The organism is Ensifer sp. GW821-FHT05G01, from assembly GCF_059419585.1.
The window spans coordinates 98,132-110,594 of the sequence record NZ_JBWKSC010000010.1; the positions used below are offsets into that span (position 1 = coordinate 98,132).

The window sequence follows — 12,463 nt, forward strand, 5'->3', positions numbered from 1 at the left end:
GACTACGCTTTATTGCTGTTGCGTACCTTGCGACGGAAAACGAGGCTTCAAGGGTGCGCAACGGCCGAGGCCCGTTACTGAATCGTCACATCATTGCGTTGTTAAGACACTTTAGCAACAACCGAATTGTTAAATCTCGCGCCGCAGAAGCCATCTCAACAACTAAGTGTGGGGTCATGAAAAAGCCCGCACGAGGCGGGCTTTTTCAAATCTGATCTGTGCTTCGCGCTTAGGCCGAGACGTTGGTCTTCTCTTCCGAGCGCTCGGAATAGATGTAGAGCGGCCGTGCTGCACCCTTCACCACCTCGTCGGAAATCACGACTTCGCGGACGCCTTCGAGCGTCGGCAGCTCGAACATCGTGTCGAGCAGGATCTTTTCCATGATCGAGCGCAGGCCACGTGCGCCGGTCTTGCGCACGATGGCGCGACGGGCGATCTCGCGCAGCGCGTCCTCGTGGAAGGTCAGCTCGACGTCTTCCATCTCGAACAGCCGCTGGTACTGCTTGATAAGAGCGTTCTTCGGCTCGGACAGGATCTGGATCAGCGCGTCTTCGTCCAGGTCTTCGAGCGTCGCCAGAACCGGCAGACGTCCGATGAATTCCGGGATGAGGCCGAACTTGACCAGGTCTTCCGGCTCCAGCTCGCGCAGAACCTCGCCGACGCGGCGATCTTCGGGTGAACGGACCGTTGCGCCGAAACCGATCGATGTCTTCTCGCCGCGGGCGGAAATGATCTTGTCGAGGCCGGCGAATGCACCGCCGCAGATGAACAGGATGTTAGTCGTATCCACCTGCAGGAATTCCTGCTGCGGATGCTTGCGGCCACCCTGCGGCGGCACGGAGGCGACGGTGCCCTCCATGATCTTCAGCAGCGCCTGCTGCACGCCCTCGCCCGAAACGTCACGGGTGATCGACGGGTTGTCGGACTTGCGCGAGATCTTGTCGACTTCGTCGATGTAGACGATGCCGCGCTGGGCGCGCTCGACGTTGTAGTCGGCAGCCTGAAGCAGCTTCAGGATGATGTTTTCGACGTCTTCACCGACATAGCCGGCTTCCGTCAACGTCGTTGCGTCAGCCATCGTGAAGGGCACGTCAATGATGCGCGCAAGCGTCTGCGCGAGATAGGTCTTGCCGCAACCGGTCGGGCCGACGAGCATGATGTTCGACTTCGCCAACTCCACATCGCTGCCCTTGGCCGCGTGGGCCAGGCGCTTGTAGTGATTGTGCACGGCGACCGACAGGATGCGCTTCGCCTGCTGCTGGCCGATGACGTACTCGTCGAGGACCTTGATGATTTCCTGGGGGGTAGGAACACCATCGCGGGACTTGACCATCGAGGTCTTGTTCTCTTCGCGAATGATGTCCATGCAGAGCTCGACGCATTCATCGCAGATGAAAACCGTCGGTCCGGCAATCAGCTTGCGGACTTCGTGCTGGCTCTTGCCGCAAAACGAACAATAAAGCGTATTCTTCGAGTCACCGCCGTTGCTACCGCTGACCTTGCTCATTTCCATTTCCTTCCAGCACGCCGGATATCCTCGAAAAGATACCACGGACCACTCAATTCGCCCCGCGCAAAGATCTGCGCTGCATTAAGAGGGCTTCCGGGAGTACCCACCGTATCAGGGCATTTTGCCCAAGATTCGGCCGCAACGACTCTCCCACCTAACTCTGAACCCTATGCCTTCACAGCTCAACATAGCATTAAGGGTTCATCTTAGCGGCTTTACCCCCTCGATAAAGCCCTTTCACTATTACAATTGTGTCACAATTGCATCTATCGTGACACAAAAGCGCGCCATCACGCCTGCTCTGCAGCCTCGATCGCTTCGCGCGACGTGATGACCTTGTCGATCAGACCCCAGTCGAGCGCCTCGTCGGAACTCATGAAATGGTCGCGATCGAGCGTCTGTTCAACCTCTTCGTAGGTCCGGCCGCAATGCTTGACGTAAACCTCGTTGAGGCGACGCTTCATCTTGAGGATGTCCTTAGCGTGGCGCTCGATGTCGGAGGCCTGGCCCTGGAAACCGCCGGACGGCTGATGAACCATGATGCGCGAATTCGGGGTGGCGAAACGCATGTCCTTGTGGCCGGCAGCCAGCAGAAGCGAGCCCATCGAGGCGGCCTGGCCGATGCAGAGCGTCGAAACAGCCGGCTTGATGAACTGCATGGTGTCGTAGATCGCCATGCCAGCGGTAACGACGCCGCCCGGAGAATTGATGTAAAGCGCGATTTCCTTTTTCGGATTTTCCGCTTCAAGGAAAAGAAGCTGGGCGCAGACGAGCGTCGCCATCTGATCTTCGACCGGACCGGTCAGGAAGATGATGCGCTCTTTCAGAAGGCGCGAAAAGATATCGTAGGAACGTTCGCCGCGGTTGGTCTGCTCCACAACCATCGGCACCAGCGCCATGGCGGTATCAACTGGATTTCTCATATCGAACCTTCATCAATCGGGCCCGCAAAACCTTTGCGAGCCGGGAATCACAGGATTAGCCTTCTGCTCCTACATAGAGTGTCAACACCCTTCACTTCAAGTCGCGAACGTCCGATAACCTTAATCGGCGGCGCCCTTCCAGCCTAAGAACAGAACTCCTCCACACGTGATTGCTGATAGAACATTTTTTCGCCAACGCCTTCGCCGGCGCCTTGGCTTTTGCGCTTTGCGCACAGCATTCGCCGCCGCTCGGTAAACGAACGGTAAACCCGTGCACGCTGGCAGCGACGTCAGAGCTGAGATTCGATCGGCAGGATGCGAATGAGCCCAGCGATGAAGCGCCGCAGCAGACTGGCATCCGGCTCGCCCCGTAACAATCGCTCTGTCCCGTTGGACCGGTCGTGCCAGACAAGCCGCGTGCCTTCGAGGCCGAGCCGGTAACTGACGGAAGGCGCCGTCTCCTCCTCAAACATCTTCACGAGTTCACCCGCAAGCGCGGCATCCGTAAAAACCACGCCCATCTCGGTATTCAGCGATGCCGACCGCGGATCGAAGTTCATCGAACCGACGAAGCCGTTGAGACCATCGACGACAAAGGCCTTGCTGTGAAGGCTGGCATTGCGCCGGCCGAACAGGGACATGCGATGGCTTTCGACGGCATCGCCCTGCTCTTTCAGTTCGAAGAGCTCGATGCCGGCGCGAACGAGGCTTCGACGATATTTCACATAGCCGCCGTGAACGGCGGCCACGTCGGTGGCGGCCAGCGAGTTGGTGAGCACCGCCACCCGCGCGCCATTCTTCACCAGAGCCGTCAGTTCGCGTGTCCCGGCGGTGCCGGGAATAAAGTATGGCGAGATGATGCGCAGATCCCTCTTTGCCGCCTGGATTAGGGGGAAGAGTTCGCGCAGCAGCCAGTTCTGCCGCTTCTGCATCAGGGCCTTCTCGGGCGGATCGGCCTTAAGACGGACATCGTCGATCCAATGCAGCGCCTTCGATCCGCTAAAGGACGCCTCGCCCCCCATCACATCGGCCACGCGCTCCAGATAGAAACGAGCGGCGGGTGTTCGCGCATGCGCGTCGAGCGCGTCCCTAAGGGCCGGCAGGTATTGTTTGCGCGGGGTGCGCAACTTGCCGATCGGCAACACGGATGTACTGTTCCAATAGCGATCGAACATTGCCGATGCCTGCTCGACCACCGGCCCGATCATCCAGACATCGAGGTCACGAAAGTTCGAAAGCTCTGCCGCATCGAAATAGGCGTCACCAATATTGCGGCCGCCGGCGATCGCCACACGCGCATCGGCAACCCACAGCTTGTTGTGCATCCGGCGCGTGGCGCTGAAGGCGCGGATGGCCATCTCGAAACCGCGGCGGATGCGGTCGGTGCGGGCACGGCTGGGATTGAAGAGTCTCACTTCAATGTTCGCATGGGCATCGAGCGCGATGCACATCCGGTCGTGGATGCCGGCATTGATATCGTCGAGCAGCAAGCGGACGTGGACGCCGCGATCCGCTGCCGCCAGGATTTCCCGTGTGAGCAGGAGACCGGTCAGGTCGTCCTTCCAATAGTAGTACTGCAAATCGAGGCTTCGTCCGGCCCTTCGCGCTGCATGCGCCCTGACGACGAAAGCTTCGATGTTGTCTGAGACGAGCGATATGCCGTTCGTTCCGGCGTGGGTACCAAGCAATGGAAAGATGGCTCGGTCCAGTTCGGTCTCGGCCTCGGCGACGGGAAGCGCTGAAGACGGGTCTCCGTGCGGACGCCGACCGAAGCGGCCGTAGACATAGAGGATCGCTGCGCCGAACGCGCCGCCGATGGCGACAACGGCAACAATGACAAAGGACAACATCACCTGCCCGCCAGAAAGTGTCTCAGACCGATCCGGCCCGGCTCACTTCAATCCGTTCGTTGTTATGGTCTTCCCGCTTGCCGACCTTCAGATCGATCGATGCCTTGACCGGCAAATGATCGGAAGCGACGCGGGCCAGTGGAGAATCATGCACGGCGACCGACGTCACCAGGCTATGGGGATTACCGAGAACGCGATCGAGCGGCAACAGCGGAAAACGGGAAGGAAAGCTCGCGACCGTTGCATGCGACGGGTCGAACACCGGGCTGAGGAAGGACAGTGACGAGCGTTTGCCCATGCGCCACTCGTTGAGATCGCCGATCAGCAAGGTCGGTCGCCCGCCCGCATCGGATGCCGCCTCGATGATCGCCTCGGCCTGCTGGGCGCGGGAGTGCCGCAACAATCCGAGATGGGCCGCGATCACGCGCAAGGGACCCATCTTGAGGTCCAGATCGACCACGAGCGCTCCGCGCGGCTCGACGCCCGGCAGCTTCAATTGCTGAACATCGGAAACCGCACCCTCACGCAGAAGCAGCACGTTGCCGTGCCAGCCATGCCCTTTTGTGGAAAAGCCGGAGATCGGAACAGATACCAGATGCGCCTCGCGTCGCAGGTGCTCGAGGTCGAGCAGCCCGGCACGCTCACCGAAGCGCTGGTCAGCCTCCTGAAGGGCGACGATATCGGCGCCGAGCTCGCTGATGACCTGGGCTGTACGCCCCGGGTCAAAGCGGCCGTCGGTGCCGACGCATTTGTGGATGTTATAGGAAGCGATGACGATATCACCGCGGCTGACCGCCGCCTCACGGCTGACGACAGTGGGTCGCCGCTTGCGGATTGCCGCTACGATGCCCGCCGATAGACTGGTCTGGTTTTTTGCCATGCCGCTCCCTGCTTGCTGCCGCATCATGCGCAAATAGGTCGCCAGACGCCACTGAAAAAGGTTTCAGACGAAAACTTGTTCCGCGCCGAAGGGCGATAACAAGGCTTTTCGAACAGCATGACGTGCACACAATCACTCGAAAACTCAGCCCTTATTGCTGCCCCAAGCTCCAGCCGTAGAACGATATCCGCCTTGTTCTTAAGGCTGGAAGGCGAAGGCGAGCGATTGCCGCACGCCGTCGCGCAAATGCGATCCGTCAATCCACAGGGCCAGAAAACAGGATCAGGTTGCCGTCGGGATCAAGGACGATGAAGTTTCGCGCGCCCCACGGCTCCGTCCGCAAGACGTGATGAAAGCGCACCCCGGCCGCTTGATAGTCGAGGAACAGGCGCTTGATTTCGTGCGACGTGGCAACGGTCAGCGACGCGGAAAGCAGATGCTCGCGCTCCCTGACGTCGCCGACGAAGACGGGCTCGCAGACCAGTCGCAAGGCGAGCAACGCATTGTCGCGCTTCACCTGACCATAAAAGGGCGGGTCGCCATAGACGAAGTCGACGGCAAAGCCGAGCTTGTCCGTGAAGAAGTCGCAAGACGCCTTGATGTCGGCGACAAACAATTGTGCCGAGGTCGATCGCAGAACAGGGCGCGGTGCTTGTTGTTTCGCTTGCGTGGTCATTGTCAGGGCTCCTGATTTGAGCGCCTGCCAGCCGTCAAAACCCATCTGGCGCGCGACAAGTTCCTGGGCGTCGGCGAGCTTGAAGTCCGCCTTCAAAATCTCCCGGTCATCCAGATCGCGAAAGCGCGGCAAAGCAGCCCTGATCTCGGCCGCAACCGGAAAATATCCGTCGCGATGCCATCTCAGATACTGTTTGGCCTGCTTCTTGAGGTTTTCGAGGTTCGGCATGGGCGCAACGAGGGTCTATCTACCGTAGGTGGGCGTTGCCCTTTCGACCTTGCACCGATGCGCCCTACTCAGCGACATAAGATTGACCCGCAGTAAGCCATTTTGTCAACGCAGCGACACCACAAGTCGAAGGCAGACTGCGACGACCGCCTGGCAGCGTCGTTGGTCGCCAATCCGATACAACTTGTGCTCTTGCAGGCGGAACCACGCCACCCTTACAAATGGTCGCCGTCCCCGCCTTGCAAAGAGCCAGCGCCATGCCACCTAAGCCCGCCATCAGCATCGACCGCGCCGAGCGGCGCGTTTCGATCGACGTACACAATCCGGATTTCTATCGTTCGCCATCGTCGGCCTATGCCGAGATCCATGCGCATTGTCCGGCATTTTACTGGAATGAGCGTGAGCAATGGTATTTCGCGGGCTACGACCAGGTGAACGCGTTGCTGCGCGACCGGCGTTTTGGACGGCAGATCCTGCACGTGGCCACACGCGAAGAATTGGGCATACCGTCACCCAAAGCACATTTGAGGGATTTCGACGCACTCGAGGAGCATTCGCTGCTGGAATTGGAACCGCCAGCCCACACCCGACTGCGCACGCTCGTCAACCGCGCCTTCGTCTCCAGGCAGATCGAGCAATTACGGCCGGATATCGAACGGCTGTCGCACTCGACAATCGATGGCTTCGAGCGTGACGGCGAAGTCGAGCTGCTGAAGACCTACGCGGAAACAATCCCGGTCACCATCATCGCCCGCATGCTCGGCATCCCAGTCGAGGCCACACCAAATCTTCTCGACTGGTCGCATCGCATTGTGCGTATGTACGTCTTCAACCCGAGCCACGAAACCGAGCTCGACGCCAACCAGGCATCCGCCGACTTCGCCGACTACCTCAGGACCATCATCGCCGAGAAGCGCCGCGCGCCGGCAGACGACCTCCTGACGCATATGATCACGTCGGAGAAGGACGGCGAGCGACTGTCTGAGGCGGAACTGATCTCCACGGCGGCGCTGCTTCTCAACGCCGGCCACGAGGCGACCGTGCATCAGATCGGCAACGCGGTCAGAACGATCCTGCAGTCGGGCCACGCGCCCAAAGATCTGTTCTCAACCGAGGCGACGACCGCGCTTGCGGTCGAGGAATGCCTGAGATTTGCGGCACCGCTGCATATCTTCCAGCGCTACGCGCTATTGGATCTCGATCTCGACGACAGGATTTCGCTGCGCAAAGGAGACAAGATCGGTTTGTTGCTTGGCGCTGCCAATGTCGATCCCCGAAAATTCAGTGACCCACTCCACTTCAACCCCATGCGCAATGAGGGCGCCAACGTCTCGTTCGGTGCGGGCCTGCATTTTTGCATTGGGGCGCCGCTCGCCCGCCTCGAACTCAACCTGTCGCTGCCGATCCTGTTTCAGCGGTTGCCCGGGATGCGGCTAAAGCATGAACCCGAGGAACGGGACAGTTTCCATTTCCATGGACTTGAGCGGCTGGACCTCGCCTGGTGACGGTTTGCGCTGCCCCGTTCGTGAAAAACAAACGGCTTCGACGACATCGCCGAAGCCGTTTGAAACCAGACCAGTTTGGGGAGCGACCCCGCTTGAGCGTCAGACCGCCTGTGCTCGCTCGACACCGTAGCGGGCAGCCGGCCTGTCATGCGAAAGATTAGGCGCCAGGACCAGGCGCGCCTTGGTGAAGGCGTCCCAGTCGTCAGCGTCGGGCAGCGATGGAATTGTGATCAACTCTCCCCGATCGAAACCGGCAAGCGCCGCATCGACGAGATCGGTGACGTCCATCACCATCGACGGATCGAGCCGGTCGATCGAGCCGCCGGCGCGATCGAAGATCTCGGTTCGGGTCAGACCGGGCAACACCGCCTGAACCTTGACGCCCTTGCCGGAAGCTTCCGCGTTGATCGACTGCGTCAGGTTCAGCACGAAGGCCTTGCTCGCATTGTATGTGCCGTTGAACCGCTCGGGCACCAGCGCCACGACGGAGGCAATATTGATGATCGCTCCCCTGCCGCGTTCCGCGAATGTCTGGGCGGCGGCAACCGCCAACCGGTTCACGGCAACGACGTTCAACTCGATCATGGCTTCGAGATAGTCCAGGTCGTCGGCGAGCAACGGCCCCTTCGGCCCGATCCCGGCATTGTTGACGAGGAGTTCGATTGCCGCGTCGTCGCGCAGCCGCTTCTCGACCGCCCTTACGTCATCCCGTAGCGTCAGGTCCGCCTTCAGCACATCGACCGTCACGCCGTATTGCGCTGACAAATTTGCGGCGAGATCGGAAAGACGCTTTTCGTCGCGCGCCACCAGAACCAGGTCGTGGCCGCGCTGTGCCAGCCGGTCCGCATAAGTCGCGCCGATGCCCGAAGACGCGCCCGTCACCAGCGCCTTACCCTTTTTCTCCACTGCACTCATTGTCGGTTTCCTTGTTCCGATTTCAATTTAGTGGTATATGCCACTAAATATACAGCAAACTGGACGCTGCGCAAGAGTGGCGCTACCAAAGTCGAAAACGGGCGCCACGGCCGCGACGGAGAAAACGATGGATGACACGCCGAAGGTCTGGGACTTCTGCACCAACAGCGCATTGAAACGCGCCTCACGCCAATTGGGTCAGCTCTATGAGGATGTGCTCGCACCAAGCGGATTGCGCGGTACGCAATATTCGCTGCTCAGCCAGATCGCCCACAGCAAAAATGCCTCGCTGCGCACGCTCGCGGATCTCCTGGTGATGGATCTATCGGCGCTTGGTCACACGCTGAAACCGCTGATCCGCGATGGTTACGTGGAGCTTGTGCCCGACGCGTCGGACAGGCGGGTGAAGCGCGTTCAGCTGACGCCGTTCGGCCTGAAGAAGCAGCAGGAGATGACGGTTCTCTGGCGCAAGGCGCAGGCGCGCTTCGAAAATGCCCTCGGCAAACCGGAAGCCGAAGCGCTGCGGCGCGCGCTGAACGGAATCTCGGAAGCGTCGTTTGCCGAAGCCTTCACCCGTGCATCTGATGACACCGAGTCGGGTGCAAAGGGATAGCGGCTTGATCAGAGGCGAATGACGTAATCCTTGCGGGTGGTTTCTACGACCTCCCACGTCCCCTTGAAACCGGGCCTGAGGATCATGCTGTCGCCGGCGCGCAGATGCACGGCCTCACCGCCGTCCTCGGTTACGACCGAGTAGCCGGACAGGATATGGAAGTATTCCCACTCGTCGTAGACAATCCGCCATTTGCCGGGCGTCGATTCCCAGACGCCAGCATAAAGGCCACCATCGGCCTCTTCGACGTTCCAGGTCCGAAACCGGGGCGTGCCGGCGATCAGGCGGTCCGCGGCGGGCTCTCCGACTTCGGGCTCGACCGTCGCCAGGTCGAATTTTTTCATCTTCACCATCAGGCACCAGCTCCATGAGGAGACGGAGCAACCCGTCCCCTCATTTTGATGTCAGTCTCAGATCTTTCCGAGCGACTGCTCGAGATCGGCGATGATGTCGGAAACATCCTCGATACCAACAGACAGACGCACGACGTCGGGGCCTGCCCCTGCCGCAACCTGCTGTTCAGGTGTCAGCTGGCGGTGGGTGGTCGAGGCCGGATGGATGACCAGCGATCGGGTGTCGCCGATATTGGCGAGGTGCGAGAACATCTCGAGCCCCTCGACGAAGCGCTTTCCTGCCTCGTAACCGTCCTTGAGGCCGAAGGTAAAGACGGCGCCGGCACCCTTCGGGGCGTAACGCTTCTGCAGCGCGTTGTTCGGATCGTCTTCAAGCCCGGCATAGTTGACCCAAGAAACCTTGTCGTGGCCCTTCAGCCACTTGGCAACAGCCAGTGCGTTGTCGCAATGGCGCTGCATGCGCAGCGGCAGCGTCTCGACGCCGGTCAGGATCATGAAGGCGTTGAACGGCGAGATCGCCGGGCCGAAATCGCGAAGACCGAGAACACGCGCGGCAATCGCAAAAGCGAAATTGCCGAACACCTGGTGCAGCACGACGCCGGCATATTCCGGCCGCGGCTCCGACAGCATCGGGTACTTGCCGGACTTCGACCAGTCGAATGTGCCGCCGTCGACAATGACGCCGCCCATCGAATTGCCGTGGCCGCCGATGAACTTCGTCAGCGAATGCACGACGATATCGGCACCGTGCTCCAGCGGGCGCAGGAGGTAAGGTGTCGCCATGGTGTTGTCGACGATCAGCGGCAGGCCATGCTTGTGGGCGACCTCGGCGATCGCGGCGATGTCGACGAAGGTGCCGCCCGGATTGGCGAGGCTCTCGATGAAGATCGCCTTGGTGCGCGCGTCGATTTTGGCTTCAAAGCTCGAGGGGTCGCTCGGATCCGCCCAGCGCACCTGCCAGTCGAAGGACTTGAAGGCATGGCCGAACTGGTTGACCGAGCCACCGTAAAGTCGGTTTGCGGCGACGAAATTGTCGCCGGGGCTCATTATCGTGTGGAAGACGAGAAGCTGGGCCGCATGACCGGAGGCGACAGCCAGTGCCGCGGTGCCGCCTTCAAGCGCTGCGAGGCGCTCTTCCAGAACCGCCTGCGTCGGGTTCATGATGCGGGTATAGATATTACCGAACTGTTGCAGGCCAAAGAGTGCCGCCGCATGGTCGGTGTCGTTGAAGACGAAACTGGTCGTCTGGTAGATCGGCGTCGCCCGGGCGCCCGTCGTCGGATCTGGTTGCGCTCCGGCGTGGATTGCGAGCGTGCTGAAACCAGGATTGTCTTTCGTCATTCATCCCTCCCATGACCAGGGCGCCGCACCTCCCGTGGAGGTGCCAAAGGTACCCTATCGCTTTGATTCCAGGCACAGTGCGCGTCGAAGATCCGCTCGGACTTTCGGCTCGGTGCTCTGGAGCGGCGGCACTATCCCAGAGCTGCCACGCATGGTCAAAGAAAGATTTTTTCAAAACTGACGGTTGAGCGAAACATCGCTGCAGCCGATACCGCGTCAACCGATCAGGCGCGGGTATTCCATTGCCGGACAGCGATCCATCACGACCTTGATGCCGGCGGCCTCCGCCTTGGTGGCGGCAGCGTCATGCCTCACCGACAGCTGCCCCCAGATCACCTTCGGCAAGGTCTCAAGAGCCAGGATTTCGTCGACGAGCGCCGGCAGGGCATCGGCGGCGCGGAAGACATCGACCATGTCGATCGGCTCCTGGATGTCGGCGAGCCTGCCCACGACCGGCTGATCAAGAATTGTCTTGCCGACATGGCCGGGATTGATCGGGATGACGCGATAGCCCTTGCGCAGAAGGAACGCCATGACGCGGTGGCTCGGCCGCTCGGCGTTCGGCGACGCGCCGACGAGGGCGATCGTCTTGGCCGAGCGCAGGATATCGGCAAGGTAATAATCCGGGTAGGCGTCGTGGTTCATGGTCTGATCCGAACTCATCTGTTAACGCGTGCATCGTTTGCACGGTGGTGGCGCCTGTCAATCGAACGCCCGATGGCAGCGGCGACGCTGCCCACGCCGCACTCCTGCCAGTTTCCGGTTGCTTTTCCCGTACAGTGGCGCGACAAGGCTGGCAACGGCCTACACCATCGTCCGAGGTTTCATCTTGCCCCTTGATGTCATTGCACTCGTCCTTTTCGGGGCGCTGTTGCACGCGACCTGGAATGCCCTGGTCAAGGCGGGCTCGGAAAAATCGCTCGATGCGGCCATGATCGCGCTCGGCGCGGCCGCCGTCGCGATCCCCTTCCTGCCGTTCCTGCCTCTGCCGCAGCCAGAAGCATGGCCGTACATCCTGGTGTCGGCGCTCTTCCAGTTTGCCTATTTCCAGCTGGTTGCAGCTTCCTACCGTGCCGGCGATATCGGCCTCGTCTATCCATTGATGCGCGGCGTCGCTCCGTTGATCGTCGCCTCCACCAGCAGTCTCATCATCGGTGAGCAGCTGACGACCGGCGCCATGGCAGGCGTGCTGACGATCAGCGTCGGCGTTCTCACGCTCGCGTTCGAATCGCGAAAGGGCGGCAAACACGCGATAATATTGGCATTGCTCAATGCCTGCGTGATCGCCTGCTATACCTTTGTCGACGGCATCGGCGCCCGCGTTTCGGGCAACGCCATTTCCTACACGCTGTGGATGGCGCTGCTTCCGCCGGTCCTTCTGTTTACCTGGGCCTTTGCCCGACGCGGCATCAAACCGGTCGCCCGCCACGTCTACAAGAACTGGTGGCGCGGCCTCATCGGCGGCGCCGGCTCCATTGGTGCCTACGGTCTGGCACTGTGGGCGATGACGAAGGCGCCGGTCGCTTCCGTCGCCGCCCTGCGCGAAACCTCGATCCTGTTCGCCGTCGTCATCTCGGTGGTGTTTCTGAAAGAACGCGTCAGCATCTGGCGCATTGCGGCGGCCTGCGTCATCGCGCTCGGCGCGCTTCTCCTGAAACTGGCATAGGCA

The 12,463-nt window shown here is 60.7% G+C and carries 12 protein-coding genes; 3 read left to right on the forward strand and 9 right to left on the reverse strand.

Annotation, left to right across the window (positions count from 1 at the left end):
• Nucleotides 1–229: 229 nt before the first annotated feature.
• The 5 genes from clpX to AC07UR_RS22870 all read right to left on the reverse strand — a co-directional run bounded on the left by clpX (nt 230) and on the right by AC07UR_RS22870 (nt 6,067).
• Complete coding sequence (gene clpX / locus AC07UR_RS22850; protein WP_053247031.1) at nt 230–1,507, reverse strand: ATP-dependent Clp protease ATP-binding subunit ClpX; 1,278 nt, start codon at nt 1,505–1,507, stop codon at nt 230–232.
• 293 nt (nt 1,508–1,800) lie between these two features.
• Entirely contained in the window at nt 1,801–2,433 is a 633-nt protein-coding gene (clpP, locus tag AC07UR_RS22855; RefSeq protein ID WP_025426569.1) for an ATP-dependent Clp endopeptidase proteolytic subunit ClpP, read from the reverse strand.
• A 290-nt stretch (nt 2,434–2,723) separates the two neighbouring features.
• Nucleotides 2,724–4,283 (reverse strand): phospholipase D family protein, encoded by a 1,560-nt coding sequence (locus tag AC07UR_RS22860; protein WP_209791244.1) that lies wholly within the window; start codon nt 4,281–4,283, stop codon nt 2,724–2,726.
• A 22-nt stretch (nt 4,284–4,305) separates the two neighbouring features.
• Nucleotides 4,306–5,163 (reverse strand): endonuclease/exonuclease/phosphatase family protein, encoded by an 858-nt coding sequence (locus tag AC07UR_RS22865; protein WP_115421323.1) that lies wholly within the window; start codon nt 5,161–5,163, stop codon nt 4,306–4,308.
• A 256-nt stretch (nt 5,164–5,419) separates the two neighbouring features.
• A complete protein-coding gene (locus tag AC07UR_RS22870) occupies nt 5,420–6,067 on the reverse strand; it encodes a VOC family protein (protein ID WP_209791243.1) in 648 nt (215 codons plus the stop codon).
• 257 nt (nt 6,068–6,324) lie between these two features.
• Here AC07UR_RS22870 and AC07UR_RS22875 point away from each other — a divergent pair, with 257 nt between their 5' ends.
• Nucleotides 6,325–7,572: a cytochrome P450 gene (locus tag AC07UR_RS22875; protein ID WP_209791242.1), complete on the forward strand. Its 1,248-nt coding sequence runs from the start codon at nt 6,325–6,327 to the stop codon at nt 7,570–7,572.
• A gap of 99 nt (nt 7,573–7,671) precedes the next feature.
• On the opposite strand, the gene AC07UR_RS22880 is transcribed toward AC07UR_RS22875, so the two are convergent.
• Nucleotides 7,672–8,487 (reverse strand): SDR family NAD(P)-dependent oxidoreductase, encoded by an 816-nt coding sequence (locus AC07UR_RS22880; RefSeq protein ID WP_209791241.1) that lies wholly within the window; start codon nt 8,485–8,487, stop codon nt 7,672–7,674.
• A 127-nt stretch (nt 8,488–8,614) separates the two neighbouring features.
• Here AC07UR_RS22880 and AC07UR_RS22885 point away from each other — a divergent pair, with 127 nt between their 5' ends.
• Nucleotides 8,615–9,100 (forward strand): MarR family winged helix-turn-helix transcriptional regulator, encoded by a 486-nt coding sequence (locus AC07UR_RS22885; protein ID WP_209791240.1) that lies wholly within the window; start codon nt 8,615–8,617, stop codon nt 9,098–9,100.
• 8 nt (nt 9,101–9,108) lie between these two features.
• On the opposite strand, the gene AC07UR_RS22890 is transcribed toward AC07UR_RS22885, so the two are convergent.
• From AC07UR_RS22890 to AC07UR_RS22900, 3 genes are all read right to left on the reverse strand, one after another.
• Nucleotides 9,109–9,453, reverse strand: a complete 345-nt coding sequence (locus AC07UR_RS22890; protein WP_173419660.1) for a cupin domain-containing protein — start codon at nt 9,451–9,453, stop codon at nt 9,109–9,111.
• Nucleotides 9,454–9,510: 57 nt separating this feature from the next.
• The gene (locus tag AC07UR_RS22895) at nt 9,511–10,794 is read right to left on the reverse strand and encodes an O-acetylhomoserine aminocarboxypropyltransferase (protein ID WP_173419659.1); all 1,284 of its coding nucleotides are present in this window, start codon (nt 10,792–10,794) and stop codon (nt 9,511–9,513) included.
• Nucleotides 10,795–11,010: 216 nt separating this feature from the next.
• Nucleotides 11,011–11,439: a CoA-binding protein gene (locus tag AC07UR_RS22900; RefSeq protein ID WP_209791239.1), complete on the reverse strand. Its 429-nt coding sequence runs from the start codon at nt 11,437–11,439 to the stop codon at nt 11,011–11,013.
• Between the two features lie 184 nt (nt 11,440–11,623).
• Between AC07UR_RS22900 and AC07UR_RS22905 the strand changes: the two genes are divergently transcribed.
• Nucleotides 11,624–12,460, forward strand: a complete 837-nt coding sequence (locus AC07UR_RS22905; RefSeq protein WP_209791238.1) for an EamA family transporter — start codon at nt 11,624–11,626, stop codon at nt 12,458–12,460.
• The last annotated feature ends 3 nt before the right edge of the window (nt 12,461–12,463 follow it).